This is a genomic window from Nitrosomonas marina (assembly GCF_900111605.1).
GTDB classification, from domain to species: domain Bacteria; phylum Pseudomonadota; class Gammaproteobacteria; order Burkholderiales; family Nitrosomonadaceae; genus Nitrosomonas; species Nitrosomonas marina_A.
This window is the reverse complement of record NZ_FOIA01000001.1, coordinates 154779-180474: the sequence shown is the minus strand read 5'-3', so window position 1 is coordinate 180474 and position 25696 is coordinate 154779. Positions and strand designations below refer to the sequence as shown.

The window sequence follows — 25696 nt, the reverse complement described above, 5'->3', positions numbered from 1 at the left end:
TCGGCTCGAATGTTTCCCGTGGCTTCATGTCATTTATCGTGTCTGCCTGATCATTGGCTTGCGTTGCGGCGGTATTTACTTGACGCAATCCGGTTTCTTGCCGACCGCATGAGCCTTTCGCATCAGCTCCATCGCTTTCGGCATCAGCGTCTGCAAATCCTCTATGCGCGTGCCATGAGATGGATGCGTGGATAAAAACTCGGGCGGATGCCCCCCTTGACTGGCCTGTGCCATTTTGCGCCACAAAGTAATGCTTTCGACAGGATCAAAACCCGCTTTGGCCATTATTTCGACACCGATATTGTCCGCCTCGCTTTCATGCAGTCGACTGAACGGCATGATGATGCCGTATTGCGCACCGACACCCAGCAGGCTTACCGCCGTCTGCCCCAGCGCTGTTTGTGGTGCCGCCACGGCGGCAATCAGCGACACCCCTACTTGCGCGCCCAGCTTTTGCGACATGCGCTCATTACTGTGTTTCGCGAGCACATGCCCGACTTCGTGCCCGATGACGGATGCCAGTTGATCCTGATTATCAACCAGGTCCACCAGGCCGGAATGCACGCCGATTTTATTTCCCGGCAGCGCAAATGCATTTAAAGAAGCATCATCAAATACTATCACTTCCCAATTGCCACCGACTTCCGCAGTAATTGCGGTTGCAACACATTGCACAAACTGATTGACACGCCGATTATTGCTGATCGGTTTTTCAGACTTCAGATTATTGAATGCCTGCAACCCCATGGCGTCGACTTCATCGTCAGGCATAAAAATCAGCTGACTTCTTCCCGTTGGCGACGTTGCGCAGGTTGACAATGTCAGCATCAGTAATACGACAATGATAATGCGAATATACATTGATGACGACTCCTTAAAAAAAAGCGTTGAACTGTTGCGCTATTGTATACCGAACCGCGGGCTTGCTTGAGTCTCATCTGATTCGGTATGAACATTACTTTGCCAGCAACCCGGTCACTTCATCATCACTGACTTGCTGGAAAACATGATAAAACTGTCCAACGGCATAAAAAAATACAGGTGACTCAAGACAAACCGTTTCATCAGCGTAAGACGCAACTTTGGTCAAAGTATCCGACGGTGCCACGGGGACTGCGCAAACCAGTTTTTCAGGGTTTCGGGCTCGCAGCGCATGCAGTGCCGCTATCATGGTCGAGCCTGTCGCCAGTCCGTCATCCACCACTATCACGATACGGCCTTCAGGATTCAACGGCGGTCGGACAGGTGTGTACAATTTACGCCGAGACCGCATGATTTCCAGCTGTTTATGTTTTTCCAGCTCGACATACTGCGGATCGTGCACAATCTGTTTTGCTTCCGGGGTCAGATAAGTCCACCCCGTTTCGTCAATTGCTCCAATCGCCAGTTCCGGATTACCGGGCGCGCCCAGTTTGCGTACAAGCACTATGTCCATTTCACCTTGCAGCGCCTCAGCAATGATCTTTGCCATGGGCACAGCACCACGTGGTATCGCCAGTATCAGTGGGTTCCGTCCCTGATATGGCACCAGCCGCTTTGCCAGTTTTATGGCCGCATCGTCACGATTTTGAAACATGGTTGACCTCCGCCTGATTCGCAGAATTCAAATACACACGTATTTTTAAATTCCGCACAGATAGATAAAATAGCAGAAAAAAAATGTATTTGTATCATTTGGAGATTATTTTTTGAAACGAAATACCGCATTGAAAGCGTTATCCATTGAACACCACCACGGCCTGGTATTGGCAAACAAAGCCAAAAAGGCTGTGATGCAAGAGCTGGGCAATGATGACCTGCAAATCGTTTGGAATGAGTTACAGGAACACGCAGATGAAGTACTGATATCTCATTTCGAAATCGAAGAGTCATACATAGCCGCCGCGTTTACTGCACTTGGTGATCCACATCTTAAACAGCTGGCTGACCGGTTGATCGCCGAACATGCAGCATTGCGGCAATTGCTGTCCCCTGATACTCCACGGAGCGCTGCCAGTCTAAAACAGCTTGGTGAACTGTTGCAGCGGCATATTCGATTTGAAGAACGCGAATTATTTGAAGCGGCCCAGACAGTGCTCGATGAAGATACGCTGCAAGCCATTGCCGCAGCAAGTGACGCACGGTGCAGTTGATAGCTCTTTAGTATCTCACGATTTAATTGCCTGCTTCCTGATAGAAGACATTCAGTGAGTTAAGGATAAGTGCCGGTGTCGGCCCTAAGTGGACGGTGAGATAGTACAAATTCCTTTATACAGTGATAATGCCGCAAATCACCGGCAGCATAAAGCGGAGCGGGGAACGAAGAGCGCTTTTTGCTGTCTGGTTGCATTTTGCTTTGTTAGGCAATCATGATTCCCTAGGAACCGGAGACACAAATCCCGGGGGTTTTACCGCCAGCACAGAGCATTGCAATTGATCCAGAATCGCCTCCGCTGTATTGCCTATGATAAAACCTGGAATACCTGTGCGCGCCACCGTGCCCATGACGACCAGATCTACCTTTAACTCTTTGACCAACGCAGGTATCACCTTTTGCGCCGATCCCTTGAGCAAGTGAACCCGGGGAGTTAAGTACTTGTATGCGTCTGCACTTATTTGTTCACTGAGCATTCGAATCAGGGTGTCCATGCCAGCCTTGTGCTGTAGGCGGACGGCCTCAATCATGTTCATCTCGGCTGCTTTTGGATTATCCGCCCATAAACTCGCAAAGCCTGCCTCGGGCACATCCCACACATGCACAAGATGCAACTGGGCAAAGTCGGATAGCGCGAGTGAACTGGACATACCGAGAATCAGTTGATTCAATGCTTGCTCGTCAGATTCGGTTTCGTCGGGATCAAAGTCCACGGCAGCCACGATACGTTCATAGTTGGATTTCTCGTGTGGTTTCATTAACCAGATTGGGCAAGGACATTTACGCAGCAGATGCATATCATCTGAGCCGAACAGCCGCTCGACCCAATCGGGATTCTCAGCGGGCTTGATAACCAAATCGTAATCGTTTCGCTGCACGGCACGAATGACCTCGAGGAATTTTATACCAACGAGAATCTCGATACCGAAGTCTAACTGTGTCGTGTAAGGCGCGATCAATGACTTCAGCATCTGCCGCCGCTGCGCAATCATCGCCGCCGTCAGATCGTTAGAAACAGGACCGCCCGGCGGCATCCCGATCTTTGCCTTTTGCTCTGGAATGACATCAATAATTGTCAGCCGCGCCTGGTTGTTCTGCGCCAGCGACACCGCCCGTGCGATAGCAGTATCTTGTGCGGTGGACTGTTCAAATACATACAAGAGGTTATTAAATAGTTTCATCCCATTTCTCCATTTTTTCCGGGGTTTTCGTCGCGCACGTCCGATAGCAGTCTTTCAGCCGCTTCTTTTGCCGCATCCGCATAAGGCATCAACACCATATCGATACCATCTTGCTCGAACTGGCGCACATCCCGGTGGCTGGCGCTGGCGATAGCAACCTTGCCAAGATAGTTATTCTGGCGCAGACCATGAAGCAGGGTACGGTTAATAGTTCGGTCACGTACAGTACTGACAACCCAACGTGTATGTGCCAGAGGCAGGGTCGCCACTAACTCCGGATCTTCCGCATCACCGTAATGCACCTGATAACCGTCGCGTATATGTTGCTGTACGGTGGTAGGGTCGAAGTCCACTGCGAGTACTCTACAGCCTCGGTCGCGAAGATTCTCCGCCAGTGATGCGCCGTAGCGACCCAGCCCGAACAGCAACACATCCACTCCACCTTTCCCATCAAATGGGCTGTCGAGTTCCCGATGCGTCATCTTGCGCTCAAATAACGACAGCCAGGGCGCGAGACGTTCATAAATAGCGTGGGAATAGAGGATCATGTAGGTGGACGCGCTGATAGTGATCAATCCCACTAGCGTAATCAGTCCTACGGTCTCCTGTTGCAGGTGGCCCAGGCTCAGGCCAAGTGCTGCGAGTACCAAGGAAAACTCGCTGATCTGGGCCACCGTCAATCCGGCGAGAAATCCGGTACGTTTACGGTATCCCATATAACCCATGATGATCATTACAATGATCGGGTTACCAATCAGCACAAACAGCGAGAACACCATAGAAGCACCGACTTGCATACCCAGCGTGCTGAGGTCGAGGATCGCCCCCAGTTCAATAAAGAAAAATAGCAACAAGAAATCACGCAGACTCACCAGGCGTGCGGCAACTTGTTCACGGAATGGTGTCGAGGCAATGGAAACGCCAGCAAGAAAGGCGCCTACTTCCTTGCTGAAACCCAGAGCATCCCCGGCGACGGCACCCAGCACAGCCCAGGCGATGGCGAACAACATCAATAGTTCCGACGAATGGGCCAGGCGATGCAACAGCCCCGGCAGGACATAGCGCATCAACAAGGCCACGACCAGCAGCATGGCGGCCCCTTTGAGAACAACCTTCAGGGCCTCCCAGCCCATGTTGACATCGCCGCCCGCCTGTCCGAAGGCAGTCAGGCCAATCATTACCAGCACCACCACAATGTCCTGCACGATAAGAAAACCGACCGCGATACGACCATGCAGCGCATCTACTTCACGTTTGTCTGAGAGCAGTTTGACAATGATGATAGTACTGGAAAAGGTGAGTGCCACCGCCACATAAATCGCGGCTACATGAGACATACCTAACAACAGTGCGAGCAGGTAGCCCACCACGGAGGTAAAGAACACCTGTCCGAGGCCGGAAGCAAGTGCCACTGGACCTACGGTACGTATGATATGCAGATCAAGTTTCAAACCCACTACGAACAGCAGCAGTGCGATACCGAGCCGGGCGAACAGCTCGATTTCACTACTGTGCGCGACCAGGCCCAGGGCAGAAGGGCCGACCAGAATACCTACGGCAATGAAAGCAACGATCAAGGGCTGACGCAACAGCTGAGCCAGGGCCCCGCCAACAACTGCGAGACCAAGAATGGCCCCGATTTGTATGAATATATTCTCAATCATTGCAACGGATTATCCGTTATTTCCTGCCTTACTAGTACTCTTTCAATTTGATATTGCCGGGTTCAGTGAACTTGTCAGTGTTCATGGCAAGGCGTGTCTTGCAGGAAATAGTCGTTCTATTACCAAAAGACGCAACGCAGTCCATGGACGCTGACAAGCTCACCCACAGGGCGTTACCGTGGTGTCCTGCAGCCGCGTTACAGTACTTGAAAAGGGAACAGCCCTTTCCAGCGTACTGTGCCTTGATCCATAACACCACGGTAATGCTGTACCAGACAATATCATATTGAAAGAGTACTTAGAATTAAATGTCCGAAATGACGCACAATATATTACGTCAAAAATGAATCTAACACTTCAAGTTGCATGCTTTTTCCGTCATTTTGATAACAATACGTTGATTCAGCTTTCATTATAACAAAACCAGATTATCGGAGATTTGTTGAATGTAGTGACTGACCAGTTTTGGCCGATTGTTGCCGAAATCCGATTCATCCGAACTTCAGCTTTCACTGCCGTTTGACACTATTCGTCAGGTCAGCATGAAATAATACAATTTACAGCATTCGGGTTCTGTCTCCACCGGCAAAACCAATCAACGGTTCGGTAATCTGTTTACCAAACGCAATAACCTTGAAGAGTTCACCCATTTCGGCGGGACTGACAAGCTTTTGCAGCTGATTTGCAAGCGGCAAGTAATTGTGCACATCTTCAGCAGGCGTCCGGGCAAGAATTTCCGTCACGCCACAATTCAACAAAAAATGGGCTTGCGTCGTGTAGCCCAGCAGCGACATATCCGTTTTAACAGCGGCTTCGGTCACTGCGCTGAAATCAACATGACTTGTGATATCCTGCAGCCCCGGCAGAAAAAAAGGATCACCATGCGCATGATGCCGGTAGTGACACATGAGCGTACCCTGATCGCGTTGCGGATGATAATACTCGCCCCGGCCAAATCCATAGTCGATCAACACCACCGCACCCACATGCAGAATTTTGGCCAGCGTCTGCACCAAAAAACCGGCATTCAGATTGATTTCGCTGATATAGGAAAAATCACCACGTTGTTCAGGATTGATTAAGCCAGACAATGCAGTCGCAGCCATTTTGAGCGTATTGTTGTCAACAGGCTGATCAACCCAGACAAATTCATTCGCCTGCTCATGGTTATCCCAGGCCACGCCGCGCTCGTAAATTTCATGGTCCTGCCACTTAACTAGATGTACCGGCAGCGCATCGAATACTTCATTCGCCAGAATGGTGCCGCAAAATTGATCAGAAAGCCGGTCAATCCAGCTAACACGCGATTGCAAGTGTGGCATTTTTTCAGTCAACAGGTGTTGCTGACGCTCGCGCAACTCTGCGCTGACTTCGAGAATATAATAGTGTCGCGGCAGGCAATTTTGCCGTTCCAGTTCCTGCAGCAAATCTACCCCCAGTTTGCCTGAGCCTGCGCCTAATTCAAGAATATCGGCTGCACCGGTTTTCTTGTTCACGCATTCGGAAATTTGCCGTACCTGTGCTGCCAGCGTGTACCCAAATAACGATGAAATTTCTGGCGCAGTAACAAAATCACCACTGCCGCCAAGCTTGGTTGCTCCACCGTTGTAATAGCCGAGCCCGGGATGATACAGGGCATATTCCATATAACGCGCAAACGGAATCCAGCCACCGGCCGATGCGATTGCGTCACGAATAAGCGACTGAAGTTTCCGGCTGTGTACCAGCGCGTTGTCATCACATGCTGGCAAACCCGAGAGCATTGTACGGGTTGAAGATGTAGTATCGGCACACATCGTTAATTTGTTCTCAATATGATAAATTTCACTTGGATAAAACCTGTGGTTTTATAATACGTTCAATAAGCAATCAGTATGTATTTTACGGGAGATCACCGTGCAGGGAAAAGTTGTTCTGGTAACCGGGGGTGCGAAACGCGTGGGCGCGGCAATCTGCCGCAGACTCCACGCGCACGGGGCTACGGTTGTCATTCATTATCGCAGCTCGATTGAGGAAGCGCGTGCGCTACAGCACGAACTGGACCAAAAAAGAACGAATTCGGCTTCTCTGGCCCAGACTGACTTACTCGATACCGGGCTGCTGCCAGACCTTATCGAAAAAACCGTGGCGCGCTATGGCCGGCTGGACGTGTTAATCAATAACGCCTCCAGTTTTTTTGCAACACCACTGCACGCATGTACAACCGATGCATGGCACGACCTGGTAGGCAGCAACCTGATGGCGCCGTTATTCCTGACACAGGCAGCCGAGCCGTATCTCAGGGCACAACGCGGTTGCGTGATCAATATCGTGGATATCCATACCGAACGACCGTTGAAAGATTTCGTCATTTACAATGCCGCCAAAGGAGGGTTGCAGGCGCTCACCAAATCTCTGGCGCTGGAAATGGCACCCGATGTGCGCGTGAACGGTGTATCCCCCGGACCCATATTATGGCCCGAGGACAGTACATGGTCGAATACGGAACAACGTGAAAAAATCATTCATGGAACGCTCTTAAAACGCTCTGGCGAACCGGAAGACATCGCAAAAACAGTGCAGTTCCTGATTGACGATGCGCCGTATATCACAGGTCAGATAATCGCCGTGGATGGTGGACGCAGCATTCACTTGTAACTGATCGCAGCCGTTTGGCCTATGATTCACCAAACGCATTTCTGATCCAATTGATGACCGGATTGCGAGCGCCTGTAATCAGTACCACATCGAAACGACAGGCAGGTTCGGTGTCGAGCCGGGAAGACAGGTAATGCCGTGCCGCGCGTAATAGCCTGTTCTTTTTGGTGAATGTTATACTGCCGGCAGCACCGCCAAAAGCCTCGCTGGTTCTCATCCTGACTTCGACGAATACCAGTCGTCCCGCATCTGACATTATCAGGTCGATCTCCCCGAAACGACACCGGTAGTTTCGTTCTCTCAGCACAAGACCCTGACGCATCAGATAGTCTGCCGCCATTTGTTCAGCATCACGGCCTTTCATTTGCAGTGATTACTGCCTTTTTTCCAGCACTCGAACTTTGCCCTGATCAAATTGGGCCGCAACCGGTTCACGAATAAAATGAGCCGGCGGGACAAAACGGATATCGCCGGTAACGCCATCAAATGCGATACTATACGGCGAATGCGCTTGCAACATATGACGCATTAAACGAAATGCATCAATACCCAGCGCAAAGAGACGCTCTTTATCCTTGTCTCTGCTATTATCTGAATCCCGATACGCCATAACGGCAGGATGATCGGGCTGCAACATCCAGGGCATATCCATAAATCGAACACCGTTCAGATCATGCTTGAATAATGGATCCTGATTTGTGATAAAAACCTGCGAAGTTGCAAACACCGGTGTTTGCGGATCGAGATATGGCCTGACGCGGCGTACTTCGTCGGCATCCAGTGTCAGAAAAACAAGGTTCTGTTCACCAGCGGTATATTTTCTCAGTTGTGAAAAAAAACCCTGATGATCATCATAGTCTATCGACTCCGCCGTATGACCGTATTCCGCAAGCCAGCGATCGGCGAACGCCTGTTGCAAACGCTGCGACAGTCCGCTTCTGTCCTTGATAATAATGGCATGGTTTTTTTCTGTAGACAGCGCCATTTCGGCTATATGTGCAGCTTCGGATTCCGATTGCAGGCCAAACAGGAACAAGTTCGCTGGCAGCATCATGTCCTGGTCCGTTGCATTCAGCGCCAGTGTGGGTACCATAACCACATGACTGGATGCCAGCGCGGTAACACCATTGCGGGTAAGCGGGCCGACTATGAATACTGCGCCGGCATCCAGCGCCCGATGATAGGTTATCAAAATATCCAGCGGATCTTCCGTTGTCGAATAAATGCGCACCACCAGTGGCAGCGCCGCTTCGCGTTCAGCCGCGATAGCAAAGCCCTGTTTAACCATCTCCGCAGCCGGGCCGAATGACCGCGATTGCAACGGCAATATCAGCGCAACATGCGGCACAATGGCCTGTTCCGGCATGTGCCTCGGCGCGGCAGCCTCAGGAAAATACCCATCCGGGTGAGTAGCAAAAACATGCTGGCTGCCGTATAGTGTCACGCATGTCAGCCAGACAACCAGACAGAAACGAACGATGATAAAACGTCGCATTGTATTCAATTATGTCAGTCAAAAGTGCATTATATGTGGTAGCAACCCCAATAGGAAACCTAAACGACATCAGTCTGCGCGCAATACAGATACTGGGTCATGTTGATGTTATCGCTGCAGAACATGTTCAAAATTCCATGCACCTGTTGTCACATCATGGAATCACTGTAAAAAACACCCAACTGATTGCACTGCACCAGCACAATGAAAAAAATGCCGCTGACAAAATCATCACTTTTCTGACGGCAGGAAAATCCGTTGCATTGCTCTCTGATGCCGGCACGCCGGCAATCTCGGACCCAGGCGCCCTGCTGGTGCAACGGGTTCTTGAGCATAATTTTACAGTTATTCCGATCCCTGGACCCAATGCGGCCGTCTGTGCGCTGTCTGCCGCGGGTATAGCAAACCCGCACTTTCTGTTTTATGGATTTCTGCCGGCAAAATCCGGCCTGCGCCGACGTGCATTGACCGAACTTGCTGCATTTCCCTATACACTGATTTTTTATGAAGCGCCGCATCGCATCGTAGAATGTCTCGCAGACATGGTTGTCATTTTTGGTCCACAGCGAAAGCTGGTCATCGCTCGTGAATTGACAAAACTGTTTGAAACAATTCATACATGCACACTCGAAGAGGCAACCATATGGATCGACGCTGACAGTCACCACCAAAAAGGAGAATTTGTTCTGCTGGTGCACGGCACGCAAATCGAAAAAAAATCCCGCATCAGTGAGCAAACCCAAAATACGCTCAATGTGCTGCTAAACGAGCTGCCACTGAAACAGGCGGTCAAGCTGACAGCAGAAATTTCAGGAGAAAACAGGAATGCGCTCTATCAGCTCGCATTGTCAATAAAAACTGATCTGCCAACTCAATAAAAAAAGTACACTTTGTATACCATGACCACTTTGATAACATACTGAAACCATATTGCCGAACATGCTCCATACACTGAATATCACCCGACCTGATGATTTTCACCTGCATCTGCGAGACGGAGCGCAAATGCAGGCGGTACTTCCTTTTTCCGCCAGGCAATTCGGACGCGCCATCATTATGCCCAATCTGAAGCCACCGATTGTGACGACCGAGCTGGCATTGGCTTATCGGCAGCGGATTCTGGCAGCACTAACTGATGAGCAAAAAAAGACTTTCGAACCGCTGATGACGCTCTACTTGACCGACAATACCAGTCCCGAAGAAATTACACGCGCAAAAGACAGCGGTTTTATTCACGGCATCAAGCTTTATCCCGCCGGCGCCACAACCCATTCCGACGCAGGCGTTACTGACATTACACGCTGTTATGCCACGCTGGAAGCAATGCAGAAAAACAACATGCCTCTTTTGATTCACGGTGAGGTAACCGATCCGGAAATTGATATTTTTGACAGAGAAAAAGTTTTTATTGACTGCATACTGTCACCGCTAATACACCAATTTCCCGAGCTTCGTATTGTTCTGGAACACATTACAACCCAGGATGCAGTTGCGTTCATATCCGCTGCGCCCGACAATATTGCCGCCACGATAACCGCACACCATCTGCGCTATAATCGCAACGAAATTTTCCGTGGCGGTGTGCGTCCACATTATTACTGCCTGCCGATATTGAAGCGCGAGAACCATCGACAGGCTCTGATCAGAGCGGCAACGGGCGGGTGCAAAAAGTTTTTTCTGGGTACCGACAGTGCTCCACACACACGCTTGCTGAAAGAAAACAATTGCGGATGCGCGGGAATATTTACCGCGCACGCTGCAATCGAACTTTACGCAGCAGTGTTTGATCAGGCTGGCGCACTGGACAAACTGGAAGCGTTTGCGAGTTTCCATGGCGCGGATTTTTATCAATTGCCGCGTAACACATCGTCAATTACGCTCCAAAAAGCCGACTGGCAGGTTCCTGAAACAATACCGTTTGCTTCCGATACACTGATTCCGCTTTGCGCGGGTGAACAGCTCCATTGGAAAATGGCTGCATCGACTAGTGCTCTATCAATATGATATTGCCGGGTTAGAAGAAGTCGATTGTTCCAGCTTTATCGTGCTCTACCAGGTATCCGCGTCTGATAAGATCCTCGTAAAAATGAATCTGGTTTTTGCCATTCTTTTTGGCAAAGTATAGCGCTTTGTCCGCTCTGCCTATTATTGTGGTCGCAAACAGATGATTCTTTTTAATCATTGTAGCGCCAACGCTGACCGTAACCGTTCTGACTCTCGGGAAGCGGTAGTCGGCAGTAACTCTTCGAAAACGGTCGAGCACTGTATGCGCGTTCTGTTCGTTCTCAACACGGCAGATCACAACAAACTCTTCTCCACCGAAACGAAATAGCAGATCCCTGGTGCGAAAATTCTGTTTCATGATATACGATATTAACAGCAGCACTTCGTCGCCGATAATATGTCCGAAACGATCATTGATCTGCTTGAAATCATCAATATCCATAATCGCAAGACAATAACCCAATCCATCAAGCGCCTTCCTTCTGTTTTCGCTGTTCCACTGCTGGCCGCAGCAATGCCCGGCATTAAGCGACAGTTCCTGAATTTTGAGAATACTCTCCTCAAAGGTGTGCCGGTTTAGCAAACCGGTTAACTTGTCTCTCTGGTTCTCATCCAGCAGAATACGAAAATTGTGTGCAATACCGAGCAGATTGGCTAAAACCTGAATTTGTTTTTCATTCAAGGCATGTGAAAGCTCGAAGGATAACAGGCTGTTAACCTGGTTGTCCTCAAATACCGGATAAATGATCGAATATCGTTGGCCCTGTTTATCACTGATATACGGCTCACCGGTGGTTTTTATCCGCTTCAACGCAGTTTCAATATCAGGTGGCAGATTGATTTCACTTGTGTAGTCTTCGTGGGATTGGAATGAGTATGTTTCAGGATCTTTTTCTGGACTGACTGCGGATGAGTAAACCATCAAAGTGCATTTTGAACTCGCCCCCCTCACTTTATACATTGAAATCTCTTTGATTTCCAATAGCTCGGCCATCGTTTTCAACAGACTGAACTCAAACTGCTCGATATTTCGTATCGTCGTTAATGAGGCCAGTTTGTCCAACAGAGAAGGCTCTTTTTCAGCATTCTGAATATTCGGCTCTGAAGAATGTTCAGTCACATAATCACCTGATATTATGAAAAATTAGTTTGTATTCATGCTCAGCACCTCATCAATATCAGTTACATGAAACAGATTGAGACATTTAACTATCGAATAACTGCAAGATACGCATTGTTTATTCAGATAGATCTGCGAAACTTTAAATACAGGGTATCAAAAAATTTCATGTAAAAACTGGGCAATTGATTGATAAGCACGAATCGCTGCCGTTTCGTTATAGACTGTACCGAAACCCGGATTATTCGCCACAGGATTGGTAAATGCATGCATAGTGCCGCCATACACATGCACCTGCCAGTCAACACTGGCATCAGTCATTTCGCGTTCAAAATCCAGCACCTGCTCAGGCGGCACCATTGGGTCGTCATGTCCGTGCAGACACAGGACCTTGGCGGTAATCTTCTCATTCACCTCATTCCCGGGCGCGAAGATTCCATGAATACTGATGACGCCTTTGACATCGGCGCCCGATCGCGCCAGTTCCAGTACGCACATGCCCCCAAAACAATACCCCATGGCCGCCACTCGCGAGCGATCGACCTGCGGCAAATTCTGCACAGCCTGTAAAGCTGCATTGATTCGACGCCGGAGCAATGCCCGATCGCTGGCGAAGGGGCTCATCAACGCACCATTACCTTCAATATCTCCATCCTTGCCATAAACGCCCTTTCCATACATATCCAATGCAAAACCGACATAACCCATCGCAGCTACTTTTTCTGCAGCCTTGCAGGCAAATTCGCGCCGTCCACTCCAGTCATGCGCCACAAGTACGGCCGGTTTCGGTGCATCCGTTTCAGCATTGTCGGCAAGATAACCCTCAAGCAGAGTATCGCCGTCATGATAATCGATCGTTTGTGTTTTCATCGTGTCATTGCCCTCACAATTCATTCATTTTTGCCAATTGTTCATCACGTTTAGCTGCTCTGAAAAACGCTCTTGTGATTCAAGCGCGGCCGACGTTATGAACTAGGGTATTCATTAGTTCTGGACTTGCCAAGCGTAAAAACAATTTTTTTGCATACGGCCGACGCGATACCCAATAGGGATATCCAAAATTAATGCAAGTACAATCTGACTCCAGTACAATTCATATCATGGGAAAATTATACACAAATAAATGCACGACCGATTGACTATGAAAATGGAGTCCGCGATTTTTCCATCATCTAAACCAGCGTTGCAATAAACAGAGATATTCAATTAACAGGAGTCACGCAATGAATTATTTAAAAATCAGGTTTCCTTTAATTCTAGCCTTCATGAGTGTTTTTGGTGTCATCAATATCGCATGGGCCGAGCAGGTGGTCATCAAACGCGACCTTATCTTTATTGCCGATCGCGGTTTGACCGTCAAAGATCTGCATACCGGTGCGCTGAATCATTGCGCGGCACCGCCATTGTTAGATCCCGCCGGCAACGATGTTACCGGATTGCTGGCTACCGCGACCGACGTAGCGATTAAACATGACTATGCGGTTGTCACGATACACCCGCTGGACAGTGAGGGTAATCCGTATGTCGACACTGTCACGGTCGATATATCGCACTGTTTCGAAGTTAAAACTGTCACCGTGGACAAATGCATTTCAACAGTAGATATCCAGCATGGACTGCTTATTATTCCGTGTGTTGAATATAATGGATCATACCTGACCGTTCACATGGATCGCCGTGGTAATTCTGATAACTGGGAAGTCACTTTTTTTGGGAACAATCACGATCTGAAACATTATCGTCGATACGATGATGACCATTACCATCACTATCATGACTACGATGACGATGATGATGACGATGATGACGATGATTAATTTTCTGCCGGTAGTGCGTGCCGCATGACCTTTTGAATATAGTCAATACTGATCGCGCAGTTTGCTGTCAGTCAAGCGTTCGAACTGCGCGATCAATAATTGTCTTGTCTGTTACCGTCGTGCCTGAGATCACGAATCGATATTCCGGAACGCTGGCCCCTCAGTTCATTAATGTTTGCTTATTCGTTTGAAAGATAATAGTTCATCCGCGCCGGACTCATTGACGAGCTGCACCAATTCCAGAAGATTCGCAACGCCTGATTTACGCATGATATTTTTTCGATGAATTTCAACGGTTCTATGGCTGATATCCAATAGTGCGGCTATTTCCTTGTTTGGCAGCCCCTGCACAACCAGAGCCACGACTTCCTTTTCGCGTTCAGTCAGCTTTGATAAAAATGATTTCGCTTTATGGTTATGCTTGCTCGCCCGCATTTGCTTTTCACATTCCGAGAATGCTGAGCGAATACTCGCAACCAGTTTGGTACGGGCAATCGGTTTAGTCAGAAAATCAAGGGCACCGGCCTTCATGGCCTTCACGCTCTGCGGTATCGTGCCAAAACCCGTGAGAAAAATTATCGGCAGTGTGCACTGATGGTTTCGCAGTATCTCCTGAAGACGCAAACCATCCATGCCTGGCATATGGATATCAACAATGATGCAACCCTTGTCATACAGGCTATATTCATCAAGAAAAGCTTCAGCGCTGTCGAAAACCCGTACAGGTATGCCTTCCTGTTCGACCATCAGCATCAGCGAATGACGAACAGCGGCATCGTCATCGATAATGAAAGCAGTATATGTGTCTGTCATGATGCATAAGGCAACGTGAAATGGAACTGCGCTCCCTCCCGAAAATCGGGGTCAATCCAGAGCTGTCCGCCGTTGGCTTCGATCAGGGCGCGACTGATTGACAGTCCCACACCAAACCCTGTGGGTTTGGTGGTAAAAAAAGGATCAAATATATGGCTGATCGTTTTCTCGTCTATACCGGGACCGTTGTCCCTGATTGTCACGATGGCCATATTCTCGCCCGGCAATGTTTTCAGAATAATGGCAATCTCTGAATGATCAATATTCTCAATCCGCATCGCCTGCACTGAATTTTTGATCAAGTTCACCAGCACTTTCTGGACTTGAATCTTGTTCGCCCTGATCAGGGGTAGATCCGGCTCCAAATCCAGTGTCAGATGAAATGACCCGTATCCGTCACTGTGCAACTGTAGCAGCGCATCCTCTATGATTCGATTCAAACTCAGTTCTTCAGTTTGAATTTCACGTTTTTGTAGAAATTCGATCAGCTCATGCAGTTTTCTTCCAGCCTGCAGCGCCTGTTGTATACACCCTTCAAGCGCTTCCTGTGCTTTAACTTTTTCAATCGGCCGATAACTCAACGCCCGATGCGCTACATCACTGTAGGCGGCGACAGCCGTCAACGGTGAGTTGATCTCATGTGCAATCGCAGATGCGGTAATAACGGCAACCTGTTGACTAAACAGCGTTTCTATTTCGCTTCGCTGCTGCTGAAGCGCCTTTTCCAGCAATTTCCGTTCGGTAATATCACGTGCAATACCAACAATGCGCTTTGTCCTACCGTTTTCAAACTGCGCCTGTCCCAATGTCGCGATCCAGCGCTCCCTGTGATCCGGTTGCTGCATAACCCGAAACTCTCCCCGACAGGTATTGCCCGCCGACATGTTTACCACATCATCAAAGATTACCCGGAATCTGACGCGATCATCAGGGTGAATTGCGGCAAAGAATTTCTCCAGCGCCATGATCTCTTCGGTTCCGTTATTCAGTAACTCGCACATGCGTCTATCACAATAAACACGATTATTCGCGCAATCGATATCGAATACGCCCGCATCCGCAGCCTGCTGTATCAATCGAAAGCGTTCCTCACTCGCCTGCAATGTCCGTTCCGCTTCATCACGCCGATTTAGCGTGCTGATGGTCACCAGAATACAGGTTTCTGTCTCGACATTGATTGGGCTCAGGCTTGCGCGCATCGCCATCTCCTGCCCATCATGCTTCAAAAGCATCAGTTCGCGAGTGCTGCCCATCGATCGCTGATAAGGTTCAGCCAGATATAGCTTGCGGTACTTCCGATGGTGTTCCCGGTAACGTTCCGGTACAAGCGCTTCTATCTCCAGGCCGAGCATTTCATCCAGTGTATATTCAAATACACGCTGCGCGGCGCAGTTCGCCATCACGATATGGCCCGCCGCATCCACAAGTACCATGGCCTCGACGGCAGCATCAAATAATTCCCGAAAGCTGATTTTGTCAAGGAAATCATCGTGCGGCGAAACTTTGGGGTCTAATGAATGATTTGCCATAAACAGCCCGTAAAAAAACCAGCTACCTGAGGTGTAAACAAACGACGCACTGCCACGTTGCCAAGCCTGAACCAGTAATCATGTTCCTAGTACTCTATCAATATGATATTGCTAGAGTACTAGTTTAATTGAACGATATAAGGGTTAACCCTTACGTGTCAATACGTATTTTCTTTTATTTCCATTTTGCTAGACTACCTGTCAGGAAAGCAAAAAAATAAAAACAATCCAGCTTGTTTTCTTTTTATCAATTATTAAGATACAGGAGGACTGGATGAAAACATCAGAAACGAAGCCTCAGCAACGTAGCCGGGCGACATCCAAAACAATCGGCGAACGCGTCAAGGCGGCCAAAACCCAACCCACTGAAAACCTGGAACTGCATTCCCAAATTAGAGAGGCAGCTTATTACAGAGCACTCGAACGCGGTCTCGCGCCCGGGCACGAACTGGATGACTGGCTGACAGCCGAGAAGGAGTTTAACCAATGAACATGATATCGGAAAATATAGCAGAACTGTACGATAGTCGCCTGCAGCCGCGTAGTAAAACGACACCGGTGACTTTGATATTAACCGAGAATGGCACGATCGTTGAATCCAATGAGAAAAGTGAAAAATTGCTGGGTCTTACCCTTGGTAAAACAGGGAGCAATCATATCTCAAGCCTGATACCGCTGCTGACCGAAATCGATCTTCTGGAAAAAGGTAACGAGCGCGTCAATCCCTATTTGCGCTTCCTGTCACGCATCGGTCACCATTTTAAAGTAACCGGTGCAGAAGGCAGGGAACTATCATGCCAGCTATATTTCAGTGACATCGAGTATAACAATCAGCATTTGATCATGATCATGATTCATCCCGCATGACATGAGTGTTGAGACTGACTGGTACAACGGACGGAATCCGGTAAAGAGACATAAACACTTTCACTCGATCAGCTCGTACCTAGTCCTCTTTCAATATGATGAAAACGGTTCTGTCTGCTGTTTGAGCTGACAACCGGCTTCAGGCAAAAAACAGTTCCAGCGCATGCCTGAATTGCTGCCGCAGGAGAGTGGTTTTGTCGGAATTAAACGGAACATCTCCATCTTCTTCCCGGCAACCGGCTTCAAGATAGAGCGCACGGTTCATTTCGATCTGGATGCACGGCAGCGGATTGTGACCGTACTGTCGAGTAATATAACCACCTGCGAATGGCTGATCTATCGCAACCTGGTTTTCTTTGAGGCCAAAAGCACGGCGCATCGCTGCTGCCAGCCGGCTCACGGTCGCATGACTGCAGCTGTTGCCGTGCCGACTTCCCAGACACAGCGCCGGGCGTGCGGCACCATGATCAGGACCGATGACGGGACCGACTGCTTCCATCGAATGGCAGTCCAGCATTAGAACCAGATCCTGACGGCTGTGAAGAACGGCCTGTATTTTCCGGTGGTAAGGATAGTAATATTTTTCCAGCAGGGTGCTGACCAGCATCTGATCGTTCCATACCTCATCACGATAAATTTGCACGCCATGACAGCTGAGCCGCTTGATCACGCCATCGGGATTGGCTGGGGGCAAATCAGCTGGGGCGCGATTCAAGTCTACAAAAACACGTGCTATCGGCGTATCGAGCACAACAGCGGCTTCATCTTCAAGACTGTATATTTCACGCGTGAAAATATCGCTGTCAGCCAGCATGGCATGCCTGGAAATCACGACACGCCCAACCAGTTCAGGTGGCGTTTGATCGCCGCCGTGTGGAATGGAAATCAGAACAGGAAATGACATTAAACTGACCCATAAAGATTTGACACACCGGCTGCACTGCCGTCCCTGCGTATCTCAGCGACACCCTGAAATAACGTGCTGGTCTGGCATTTGAGCGCAGCGTGCACTGCGCCAAGATAAAAGGAATATGGTTCGCGCAAATCCATTTTGTAGCCTGCAGACTGCAGGTAATCGAGTACTTCCGGCGGAAAACGGTCGGCTTCGATACTCAGCGTTCCGCCAACAGAACAGTGAAATCTGGGATAGGTCATAGCCTGGCTGATCGGCATGCCGCCGTCGACAATATGAAACAGGAACTGGCTCATGGTTGAAAATATCCGTTCACTGCCCGGACTACCTGCAACCAGCCAAAGTTTATCCTTGTAAAAACAGATAATCGGCGCTACAGAACTCCAGGGTATTGCATTCGGGCGCAGATAATACGGATGCGACGGATCGTTAAATTCAAGCGAGCTCATATAGTTGTTATACAAAAAGCCGAGGCCTGTTGCTGCCGTTTTGGAACCATACACCAGTTCTATCGATTGGGTGATGCCGATTGCATTGCCCTGATTGTCCATCACCGACAGATGCGTAGTATCGTATTGACTGGGATAGATATCCTGCGACGGCAACGAGGCGTCGATCACGTCGCAAATTGATGCAGACAGCCTTCTGGCATAATCACTACTCAACAGTTTCTTGTCATCCGGCAATTGTGGATAAACGTTAGGATCAAACGGCCGCTCTTTGTGATTCAGCAGCGCTTTTCTAAATGCTTCAGCGATAAAGTGAAATGATTTCGGATCGCGTTCCAGCAGTAAATGCGGCGGCAGATACTTAAGAATCTGCAACATCAGCAATAGCGTTCTGCCGGCCGAGGGCGGCGGACAGGTAAATACTTTTATACTGCGATAATTTCTGCGCAGCGGCTTTCGTTCCACCGGCCATGGAATATGAGCCAGGTCCTCTGCCCTGAGAAATCCGCCATGTTGACGCATATCCTGATCTATCTGCTCAGCGACCGATCCTGTATAAAATGCCTTGACACCGTGCCAGGCAATTTTTTCGAGCAATCTGGCCAGATCGGGCTGTTTGAACAGATCGCCAACTTCGTAAGCCCGCTTACCCTCCTTGAGAAAGTACTGCGCACCGGATTGTCCGGGTATTTTCAAAAAACTTTTCAGTTCACGTTTCTGCAAGTCGTGCTGCAACTGGGTGATCCGATAGCCGTCAGAGGCCAGTTGAATAGCTGGTTGCAGTATTGCTGACCAGTCAAGCGAACCGTACCGGAAATGCAAATAACCGAGTACCGCTGGTGTACTGGGCACAGTTGTTGCGCGATGTCCTTTGATCAGCTGATGGTTTCCGACGATCTGATCCAGATGGGCCAGTGAAGGAACACGGCTGGAGCCGTCTAAGGCAATGGTTTTTCCCTGAAAATGCAATATCGCATGTGACTGGCCGCCCAGTCCGCTTGCCTGTGGCTCGCAAACACCAAGCGCAAATGCCGCAGCACAGGCCGCATCAATGGCGTTACCGCCCTTACGCAGCATGTCAACGCCGGCCTGGGTGGCCTGAGGAAAAGCGGTTGACACCATACCATCCGATGCAATGGCGCATTTGTTGTCTTCGGACGGCGCAAAACGTCCCTCGATAATATTCAGATCCATCAGCCGAAATTTTTTCCGATTTTATAAATCAGATAAGCCAGCAAAACGCTACGGTCGATCATGCTGTCGCGGACGATATACTTGTCTCTCGAACCATATCCACCGGTTCGCGGCCCCAGACCGTCCACTGCTGCAACTCCCGGAGCAACATTGGCCAGCAAAGATGTTAAGCCGGCATTTTCCTGAGTGACACGCACCTCGACTACTTGGGCGATTTTCTCGATATGATCGTAAAACCGCAACGTTTTCTCGTTCAGCAAAAATGGTTTTCTGTGCGCTCCTTTGGTAATATTAACACGGATGGCCTGGTGCATTCTGGGATCGAACATGCGCGTTATCTGGCTGTCCAGCTTGATGCTTTGCTCCGGATTCTGAAAATGTAATATAAAAGACAACGCGGCATGATACGCCGGCAAATCGGCATTGCCTCGTGTCTCGAATCCGGTCAGGGTTACATATACACTGGTTTCTGCGGCATTCAGTTTTTTCAGCTGATTGATTTTCTGGGCACAGTATAGAATTGGATCATGCTCATCCGAAAAATACTGACTGGATGCCCTTCCTTGCTTGCGATTGATCTCGATATTGAAGCAGGTGGCGCCAAGACTCGCCGTCACGATCTCACCACCGAGACCGGAACCGCTCAACCCCAGTATATAATTAGATCGGGCAGAAAATTCGTGCATTATTTTGCGCGATGCCACGCCGCCCTTTGAGTCGTCCGTGATAAACAGCAGACCGATCTTTACGCGCTTTAGCGCTCGCGTATAGCGTAATGCTTTCAACGCCCCCAGCAGAACGGCGATCCCCCCTTTTCCTCGAGCCACGCCGGTTCCGTAGATGCGTCCGCGTTCCTCGGAAAAAGGAATATAGTCTTCATAGTCCACTGGATTATCGAGATTTCCAACAATCAGCACGTCATTGTTTTCTTCAGCATGATTGGAGAAATAGAGCATATTGCCGAACTCGGACATCGAAAACACCTGCCTGTCGAACCCGGCGCCAGACAACTGGCTTGAAATCCACCGTCCCAGTGTATTGACGCCCTCGGTATTTTCAATAAAGGAATTGATATCCACCATTTTGGACAGATAATCTTCCATTGTGTCGATATTGCTGCGCAGATAACTTCTGAGCCTGATTCGCAACGGGTCTTTTTTCAGCGTTATCACCGTATGCGCATGATCAGATGTGGTATCTTCAAATTCTCTGCCGAAATATCGCTCAACCGCGACATCCAGCATGCGGTTTATTAATGATTCATACGTATAACCGGCGGATTTAGCCGCGCTGACATAGGTGCCTGTCAAACCAAGACTGGCCATGGAATTCAATTCAAGAATATACAAATTGCCGTCCTGATCCATACGAAAATCAACACGGCAGAAATCGAAAATCCCGAGTACCTTGAATGTTTCTAACGTGAGCCGACGCAGTTCGCCTGCAAGCTTGTCATCAATCTGCGCCGGACAGACCTTGTTTCTGGGTTTTTTCAGCTTGTCCTCCAGACTCTGAATGCCGTAGGGATCGCCTTCAAGATCGATTTCAACAATCGGAAATATTTCCGGGTTCTGATTGCCCAGCACTCCCACAGCAAATTCTCTGCCGGGAATAAACTGCTCAACCAGAACAGGCTGCTTGAACTGGTCAATCAATCCGGTAATCGCAGACCTTAGCGAATTCATGTCGTGGATCACCTGGATACCGAGCGAAACAGCTTCCATTTTGGGTTTCGTGATCACAGGAAATGGCAGATCGCCCTGAATCTGATCCGCATTGTTAAACACCCAGTATGGCGCTGTCGGCAGCCCCGCAGCCTGAATCATCACCTTGGTGGTCACCTTGTCAAGGGCGATACCGTGACCGGCAGGACTTGACCCGACATAGGGTATTCCAAGCATTTCCAGTAGTGAAGGAATATGCGTATAGCGACTCACGCCCTGAATCCCGTACGCCATATTAAAAACCATACCAGGCTGATCACCTTGAACCACGCGCGGCATAAATTCCTGAAGCTGTTCAATGACATGAATATTGCCGTCAATAACGCGTACATTATGCCCCCCCTGCTCCAACGCAGCCGCAACACGTTCTACAGTTGCGGGGTTATAGGTTTCCTGATTCTGCGCGCCAAAAACATTGATCACACCCTCACCCGTACTTTTTTTGCGCTTATTGAAAATAACCGCCACTTTCACTGCACCACCCCCATCATCAAATTATCACCCCTTCGGAAACGAGCAATAATATAGCGAATCACGCCGCCCCAAATACCTGCTTCCGGTTCCACGCAACTTTTCGAGCTTTTACTCAATCAACGCCAGCAATCTAGCAAATTAATCTGTGAGATTAGCATAAATCATAATATTTGAAATCAGCCGCCAAAACTATACGCAGAACTATACTCAGAAAAAATTGCATACTTGAACAATCAGATCAGGTAGCCCGGACCGGAATACCCGGACAAACGGATCATGTGAAGGCAAACTGGCACAAAGCTTGCTGTGCAGAATGGCTGTCGGCAGGTATCTTAAAAAAACCCTAATAATTGCTTGTTATTTACCATATCACCCCCGGTTGACATCTTTCATAATGCATAGCAATCAATTGTGGAGTCAATGAAATGTCTGATATCAAAGCAGAAAAGACCAGCAGTAAAAAAGGGCTGGTTATCATGATACTTGTCTCAGTCATCGCTATCGGCGCGGGCGCGGGTGGCACATGGTTTTTTATGCAAGGGCAACAGGATGACGAGTACGAATCTGCGCGTCCGAAGAAAATACCCACAGCATTCAAGGAACTTGACCTCTTTACGGTCAACTTACAGCCAGAGGGCAGGGACCAGTATCTTCAACTGGGTCTGACTGTGAAAATCCGTGCTACCGATGTAGCACTGGAAATCGACCGTCAAATGCCCGAGATACGTAACCGCATTCTGCTGTTATTGACCAGCAAAACCGCCAAGGATCTCTCAACTTTGATAGGCAAAAAGCAATTAGGTATTGAATTGACAGATGAAATCAAGAAATCCATGGACTCTGAACTATTTCGCGAAGAAATACTGGAAGTTTTATTCACATCGTTTGTTATTCAATAAATCAAAATGGCAGAAGATTTTCTCTCACAGGATGAAGTCGATGCGCTGCTGAGAAGTGCAACGGATGAGCAGGACGATATCAACCAGGAAGATAACGACTCCGGCATCAAAACGTACGATCTTGCAACGCAGGAACGTATTGTCCGCGGGCGCATGCCAACATATGAAATTATTAATGAACGTTTCGCTCGCCTGCTGCGTATCGGGCTTTTCAATTTCATCCGCCGGACGGTCGATATTGCTGTTGGTCCTGTCAGAGTAATCAAGTTTAGTGAATTTATCCGCAATCTGGTCGTGCCGACCAATCTGAACATGGTTCACATTAAACCGCTGCGCGGCACTGCCTTGATGGTTTTTGAACCGGACCTGGTTTTTTTGATTATCGACAATCTGTTTGGTGGCGACGGCCGCTATCACTCGCGAGTCGAGGGACGCGACTTCACTGAAACCGAACAGCGCATAATAAGACGGCTACTCAATGTAGTTTTCGAGGAATATGAAAAATCCTGGAAAGCAGTCTACCCGGTGCATTTTGAATATATCCGCTCTGAGATGAATCCGCAGTTCGCATCAATAGCCACACCCAATGAAGTCGTAGTCTGTGTCTCATTTGACCTCGAAATCAGCGGAAACAGCGGCGAATTTCATGTCTGCATTCCATACTCGATGGTCGAACCGATTCGTGACGTATTGTATAGCACACTGCAAGGTGAACAAATGGATATTGATAAACGTTGGGTAAGATCGCTGTCAAAGCAGATACAAGGGGCCGAAGTCGAACTGATAGCGAACCTGGGTCAGGTCAAAATGACGTTTGACCAGATTCTCTGCATGCAGATTGGTGACGTCATTCCGCTGGATGTCCCGGAGACTGTCGTTGCACAGGTTGACAATGTACCGGTGATGGAATGCCGCTATGGCATCATCAACGGTCAGTATGCACTCAAGGTCAATTCAATGATTTCGCAAAGAGAAGCCGATTAAATTACCGGAGAATCAAATGACAGATACATCAGTACAACAAAACGAACTGGACAGCTGGGCAGAAGCCATGGCTGAGCAGGAGGCAGCAACACAGAATACGGACGCCAACAGCGCCGGGACAGCGTCCAACCATGAACCGACACCTGAATGCGACACAAAACTGGCCAAAAATCAGTCTGCAGAACCTGACCGGCAAACCACTGCTTTTCGTGAACCAAAAAACACCAATAACTCTATTTTCAAGGAATTCAGCAACGACGGCGTATTGAGCAATACGTCTAATGACATTGATCTGATTCTGGATATTCCGGTACAACTGACGGTGGAACTCGGCCGTACCAAAATCGCCATTAAGAATTTACTGCAACTGGCCCAGGGTTCGGTTGTTGAACTTGACGGACTCGCAGGAGAACCGATGGATGTACTGGTTAATGGCTGCCTGATCGCCCAAGGTGAAGTTGTGGTTGTAAACGACAAATTCGGTATCCGGCTCACCGATATCATCACACCGAGCGAAAGAATTCGCAAACTCAATCGTTAACCGGTTTTTCTGTCATGTTAAAGCACTTCTGCCTGTTTCTAGTACTTACCTGCCCGCTGGCGGCATTTGCCGAGGCGGAAACTAAAGTTCCGTCACATCCCGAATCGCTTATTGCTGCTGAAAGCATAACGAAGATGATTACCGGTCTGCTATTGGTATTGGCAGTCATTGTTGTTGCGGCATGGCTGCTCAAGCGCTTTGGCAATGTCCGGACTTCGGCAACAGGACACATAAAGGTTGTCGCTGCAGCGAGTATTGGCCAGCGCGAACGCGTGGTGATTGTAGAAATCGGGGATACCCGGCTGGTACTCGGTGTGGCACCCGGCCATATCAACACACTGCACCGCATGCCGGCACCACCACAGGCAACCGGACAGACAGCCGGGAAATCAGGCGAGCAATTTTCAAAAGTTTTGGACAACCGTATCAGCCAGACAGATATTCAAACCAGGGACTGTGGCTGATTTTCAGTTTAATCACTCAGGCAAATAAATCCAGATGCGACCTAATCTGCACAATACCCTCAAGCTAGCCTGCCTGCTCTCGGGATGCATAGCCATGCCGGCAATGGCACAGCAAGCGGGTTTTCCCGCATTCACCAGCACACCTGCAGCCGATGGCGGGGCCACCTATACCCTCAGTTTGCAAGCATTGGTACTGCTCACCTCACTGACGTTTATTCCAGCGGTAGTACTGATGATGTCCAGTTTTACACGTATTATTATTGTCCTGTCATTGTTGCGCATGGCACTGGGCACACAGTCTTCACCGCCCAACCAGGTATTGATAGGCATTGCCTTGTTCCTGACTTTCTTCATTATGTCGCCTGTCATCGATCGTGTTTACAACGAAGCGTATCTGCCTTTCTCGGAGGACAGAATCGACATCATGGAAGCCGCCGATATTGCCAGCGGCCCGCTGCGTACGTTTATGCTGCACCAGACCCGAGAAAGTGATCTGGCACTGTTTGTGCAGATTACCGGACACGATGACATCGAGTCTCCAGACCAAGTGCCATTCAAGATACTAGTACCGGCCTATATCACTAGCGAGCTAAAAACCGCATTCCAGATCGGCTTCATTATTTTTATTCCATTTCTCATCATTGATATGGTGGTCGCCAGCGTGTTGATGTCAATGGGTATGATGATGCTGTCGCCGATGATTATCTCTCTGCCATTCAAGCTGATGCTGTTTGTTCTGGTGGACGGCTGGCATTTACTGATTGGATCGCTGACACAGAGTTTTTTTACCTGA

At 48.9% G+C, this 25696-nt stretch carries 26 protein-coding genes; 12 read left to right on the top strand and 14 right to left on the bottom strand.

Features of this window, described 5'->3' with window-relative positions; translation table 11 throughout:
* Positions 1–75: 75 nt before the first annotated feature.
* Both BMY62_RS00775 and BMY62_RS00770 read right to left on the bottom strand, forming a co-directional pair.
* Entirely contained in the window at positions 76–861 is a 786-nt protein-coding gene (locus BMY62_RS00775) for a M48 family metallopeptidase (protein WP_090655157.1), read from the bottom strand.
* 94 nt (positions 862–955) lie between these two features.
* Entirely contained in the window at positions 956–1576 is a 621-nt protein-coding gene (locus BMY62_RS00770; protein ID WP_090655154.1) for a phosphoribosyltransferase, read from the bottom strand.
* 112 nt (positions 1577–1688) lie between these two features.
* Between BMY62_RS00770 and BMY62_RS00765 the strand changes: the two genes are divergently transcribed.
* Complete coding sequence (locus BMY62_RS00765; protein ID WP_090655151.1) at positions 1689–2132, top strand: hemerythrin domain-containing protein; 444 nt, start codon at positions 1689–1691, stop codon at positions 2130–2132.
* A gap of 214 nt (positions 2133–2346) precedes the next feature.
* Here the strand turns inward: BMY62_RS00765 and BMY62_RS00760 are convergent, their stop codons facing one another.
* The 3 genes from BMY62_RS00760 to BMY62_RS00750 form a co-directional block, all read right to left on the bottom strand.
* Complete coding sequence (locus BMY62_RS00760; RefSeq protein WP_090655148.1) at positions 2347–3315, bottom strand: universal stress protein; 969 nt, start codon at positions 3313–3315, stop codon at positions 2347–2349.
* The gene (locus tag BMY62_RS00755; RefSeq protein WP_090655145.1) at positions 3312–4979 is read right to left on the bottom strand and encodes a cation:proton antiporter; all 1668 of its coding nucleotides are present in this window, start codon (positions 4977–4979) and stop codon (positions 3312–3314) included. The genes BMY62_RS00760 and BMY62_RS00755 overlap by 4 nt, the downstream gene beginning before the upstream one ends.
* A gap of 557 nt (positions 4980–5536) precedes the next feature.
* On the bottom strand, positions 5537–6742 hold the full coding sequence (locus tag BMY62_RS00750; RefSeq protein ID WP_090655320.1) for a class I SAM-dependent methyltransferase: 1206 nt from the start codon (positions 6740–6742) through the stop codon (positions 5537–5539).
* A gap of 133 nt (positions 6743–6875) precedes the next feature.
* Here BMY62_RS00750 and BMY62_RS00745 point away from each other — a divergent pair, with 133 nt between their 5' ends.
* Complete coding sequence (locus BMY62_RS00745; protein ID WP_090655141.1) at positions 6876–7616, top strand: pteridine reductase; 741 nt, start codon at positions 6876–6878, stop codon at positions 7614–7616.
* 19 nt (positions 7617–7635) lie between these two features.
* Here BMY62_RS00745 and BMY62_RS00740 read toward each other — a convergent pair whose 3' ends face one another.
* Both BMY62_RS00740 and BMY62_RS00735 read right to left on the bottom strand, forming a co-directional pair.
* Positions 7636–7980: a YraN family protein gene (locus BMY62_RS00740; protein ID WP_090655138.1), complete on the bottom strand. Its 345-nt coding sequence runs from the start codon at positions 7978–7980 to the stop codon at positions 7636–7638.
* A gap of 9 nt (positions 7981–7989) precedes the next feature.
* Positions 7990–9111 (bottom strand): penicillin-binding protein activator, encoded by a 1122-nt coding sequence (locus BMY62_RS00735; protein WP_256207369.1) that lies wholly within the window; start codon positions 9109–9111, stop codon positions 7990–7992.
* 11 nt (positions 9112–9122) lie between these two features.
* Here BMY62_RS00735 and rsmI point away from each other — a divergent pair, with 11 nt between their 5' ends.
* Positions 9123–9989, top strand: a complete 867-nt coding sequence (gene rsmI / locus BMY62_RS00730) for a 16S rRNA (cytidine(1402)-2'-O)-methyltransferase (RefSeq protein WP_090655135.1) — start codon at positions 9123–9125, stop codon at positions 9987–9989.
* A 61-nt stretch (positions 9990–10050) separates the two neighbouring features.
* On the top strand, positions 10051–11115 hold the full coding sequence (gene pyrC, locus BMY62_RS00725; protein WP_090655132.1) for a dihydroorotase: 1065 nt from the start codon (positions 10051–10053) through the stop codon (positions 11113–11115).
* 10 nt (positions 11116–11125) lie between these two features.
* Here pyrC and BMY62_RS00720 read toward each other — a convergent pair whose 3' ends face one another.
* Positions 11126–12235, bottom strand: a complete 1110-nt coding sequence (locus tag BMY62_RS00720) for a GGDEF domain-containing protein (protein ID WP_090655130.1) — start codon at positions 12233–12235, stop codon at positions 11126–11128.
* A 156-nt stretch (positions 12236–12391) separates the two neighbouring features.
* Positions 12392–13105 (bottom strand): dienelactone hydrolase family protein, encoded by a 714-nt coding sequence (locus BMY62_RS00715; RefSeq protein WP_090655127.1) that lies wholly within the window; start codon positions 13103–13105, stop codon positions 12392–12394.
* A gap of 353 nt (positions 13106–13458) precedes the next feature.
* Here BMY62_RS00715 and BMY62_RS00710 point away from each other — a divergent pair, with 353 nt between their 5' ends.
* Entirely contained in the window at positions 13459–14052 is a 594-nt protein-coding gene (locus BMY62_RS00710; RefSeq protein WP_090655124.1) for a hypothetical protein, read from the top strand.
* Between the two features lie 168 nt (positions 14053–14220).
* Here the strand turns inward: BMY62_RS00710 and BMY62_RS00705 are convergent, their stop codons facing one another.
* Together BMY62_RS00705 and BMY62_RS00700 are read right to left on the bottom strand one after the other, a co-directional pair.
* The gene (locus tag BMY62_RS00705; RefSeq protein ID WP_090655122.1) at positions 14221–14865 is read right to left on the bottom strand and encodes a response regulator transcription factor; all 645 of its coding nucleotides are present in this window, start codon (positions 14863–14865) and stop codon (positions 14221–14223) included.
* Positions 14862–16394, bottom strand: coding sequence for a PAS domain-containing sensor histidine kinase (locus BMY62_RS00700; protein WP_090655119.1), 1533 nt, complete (start codon positions 16392–16394; stop codon positions 14862–14864). Before BMY62_RS00700 ends, BMY62_RS00705 begins: the two co-directional genes overlap by 4 nt.
* A gap of 274 nt (positions 16395–16668) precedes the next feature.
* Between BMY62_RS00700 and BMY62_RS00695 the strand changes: the two genes are divergently transcribed.
* Positions 16669–16884, top strand: a complete 216-nt coding sequence (locus BMY62_RS00695) for a DUF2934 domain-containing protein (RefSeq protein ID WP_090655117.1) — start codon at positions 16669–16671, stop codon at positions 16882–16884.
* Positions 16881–17261, top strand: a complete 381-nt coding sequence (locus BMY62_RS00690) for a hypothetical protein (protein ID WP_090655114.1) — start codon at positions 16881–16883, stop codon at positions 17259–17261. The genes BMY62_RS00695 and BMY62_RS00690 overlap by 4 nt, the downstream gene beginning before the upstream one ends.
* Before the next feature lie 139 nt (positions 17262–17400).
* Here BMY62_RS00690 and BMY62_RS00685 read toward each other — a convergent pair whose 3' ends face one another.
* From BMY62_RS00685 to BMY62_RS00675, 3 genes are read right to left on the bottom strand one after another with little or no spacing between them, the layout of a single operon-like run.
* Positions 17401–18165, bottom strand: coding sequence for an N-formylglutamate amidohydrolase (locus BMY62_RS00685; protein ID WP_090655111.1), 765 nt, complete (start codon positions 18163–18165; stop codon positions 17401–17403).
* On the bottom strand, positions 18165–19817 hold the full coding sequence (locus BMY62_RS00680; protein ID WP_090655108.1) for a gamma-glutamyltransferase family protein: 1653 nt from the start codon (positions 19815–19817) through the stop codon (positions 18165–18167). The genes BMY62_RS00685 and BMY62_RS00680 overlap by 1 nt, the downstream gene beginning before the upstream one ends.
* Entirely contained in the window at positions 19817–22015 is a 2199-nt protein-coding gene (locus BMY62_RS00675; RefSeq protein ID WP_143058731.1) for a M20/M25/M40 family metallo-hydrolase, read from the bottom strand. Before BMY62_RS00675 ends, BMY62_RS00680 begins: the two co-directional genes overlap by 1 nt.
* 425 nt (positions 22016–22440) lie before the next feature.
* Between BMY62_RS00675 and fliL the strand changes: the two genes are divergently transcribed.
* Genes fliL through fliP form a run of 5 tightly spaced genes read left to right on the top strand, consistent with a single transcriptional unit; the run spans position 22441 to position 25696 of the window.
* Entirely contained in the window at positions 22441–22914 is a 474-nt protein-coding gene (gene fliL / locus BMY62_RS00670; RefSeq protein ID WP_090655103.1) for a flagellar basal body-associated protein FliL, read from the top strand.
* 6 nt (positions 22915–22920) lie between these two features.
* A complete protein-coding gene (gene fliM / locus BMY62_RS00665) occupies positions 22921–23898 on the top strand; it encodes a flagellar motor switch protein FliM (RefSeq protein WP_090655100.1) in 978 nt (325 codons plus the stop codon).
* A 16-nt stretch (positions 23899–23914) separates the two neighbouring features.
* Complete coding sequence (gene fliN / locus BMY62_RS00660) at positions 23915–24439, top strand: flagellar motor switch protein FliN (RefSeq protein WP_256207368.1); 525 nt, start codon at positions 23915–23917, stop codon at positions 24437–24439.
* A gap of 14 nt (positions 24440–24453) precedes the next feature.
* Positions 24454–24903, top strand: coding sequence for a flagellar biosynthetic protein FliO (fliO, locus tag BMY62_RS00655; RefSeq protein WP_090655097.1), 450 nt, complete (start codon positions 24454–24456; stop codon positions 24901–24903).
* A gap of 34 nt (positions 24904–24937) precedes the next feature.
* Positions 24938–25696, top strand: a complete 759-nt coding sequence (fliP, locus tag BMY62_RS00650; protein ID WP_090655094.1) for a flagellar type III secretion system pore protein FliP — start codon at positions 24938–24940, stop codon at positions 25694–25696.

Bases quoted from the DNA above. Each gene is read 5' to 3' on its own strand.
- fliM (WP_090655100.1), top strand. From the start codon at position 22,921: ATGGCAGAAGATTTTCTCTCACAGGATGAAGTCGATGCGCTGCTGAGA.
- BMY62_RS00770 (WP_090655154.1), bottom strand. From the start codon at position 1,576: ATGTTTCAAAATCGTGACGATGCGGCCATAAAACTGGCAAAGCGGCTG.
- BMY62_RS00740 (WP_090655138.1), bottom strand. From the start codon at position 7,980: ATGAAAGGCCGTGATGCTGAACAAATGGCGGCAGACTATCTGATGCGT.
- BMY62_RS00760 (WP_090655148.1), bottom strand. From the start codon at position 3,315: ATGAAACTATTTAATAACCTCTTGTATGTATTTGAACAGTCCACCGCA.
- BMY62_RS00700 (WP_090655119.1), bottom strand. From the start codon at position 16,394: ATGGCAAATCATTCATTAGACCCCAAAGTTTCGCCGCACGATGATTTC.
- BMY62_RS00685 (WP_090655111.1), bottom strand. From the start codon at position 18,165: ATGTCATTTCCTGTTCTGATTTCCATTCCACACGGCGGCGATCAAACG.
- rsmI (WP_090655135.1), top strand. From the start codon at position 9,123: ATGTCAGTCAAAAGTGCATTATATGTGGTAGCAACCCCAATAGGAAAC.
- BMY62_RS00715 (WP_090655127.1), bottom strand. From the start codon at position 13,105: ATGAAAACACAAACGATCGATTATCATGACGGCGATACTCTGCTTGAG.
- BMY62_RS00690 (WP_090655114.1), top strand. From the start codon at position 16,881: ATGAACATGATATCGGAAAATATAGCAGAACTGTACGATAGTCGCCTG.
- BMY62_RS00735 (WP_256207369.1), bottom strand. From the start codon at position 9,111: ATGCGACGTTTTATCATCGTTCGTTTCTGTCTGGTTGTCTGGCTGACA.
- fliO (WP_090655097.1), top strand. From the start codon at position 24,454: ATGTTAAAGCACTTCTGCCTGTTTCTAGTACTTACCTGCCCGCTGGCG.
- BMY62_RS00680 (WP_090655108.1), bottom strand. From the start codon at position 19,817: ATGGATCTGAATATTATCGAGGGACGTTTTGCGCCGTCCGAAGACAAC.
- BMY62_RS00695 (WP_090655117.1), top strand. From the start codon at position 16,669: ATGAAAACATCAGAAACGAAGCCTCAGCAACGTAGCCGGGCGACATCC.
- pyrC (WP_090655132.1), top strand. From the start codon at position 10,051: ATGCTCCATACACTGAATATCACCCGACCTGATGATTTTCACCTGCAT.
- fliN (WP_256207368.1), top strand. From the start codon at position 23,915: ATGACAGATACATCAGTACAACAAAACGAACTGGACAGCTGGGCAGAA.
- BMY62_RS00755 (WP_090655145.1), bottom strand. From the start codon at position 4,979: ATGATTGAGAATATATTCATACAAATCGGGGCCATTCTTGGTCTCGCA.
- BMY62_RS00750 (WP_090655320.1), bottom strand. From the start codon at position 6,742: ATGCTCTCGGGTTTGCCAGCATGTGATGACAACGCGCTGGTACACAGC.
- BMY62_RS00710 (WP_090655124.1), top strand. From the start codon at position 13,459: ATGAATTATTTAAAAATCAGGTTTCCTTTAATTCTAGCCTTCATGAGT.
- BMY62_RS00775 (WP_090655157.1), bottom strand. From the start codon at position 861: ATGTATATTCGCATTATCATTGTCGTATTACTGATGCTGACATTGTCA.
- fliP (WP_090655094.1), top strand. From the start codon at position 24,938: ATGCGACCTAATCTGCACAATACCCTCAAGCTAGCCTGCCTGCTCTCG.
- BMY62_RS00705 (WP_090655122.1), bottom strand. From the start codon at position 14,865: ATGACAGACACATATACTGCTTTCATTATCGATGACGATGCCGCTGTT.
- fliL (WP_090655103.1), top strand. From the start codon at position 22,441: ATGTCTGATATCAAAGCAGAAAAGACCAGCAGTAAAAAAGGGCTGGTT.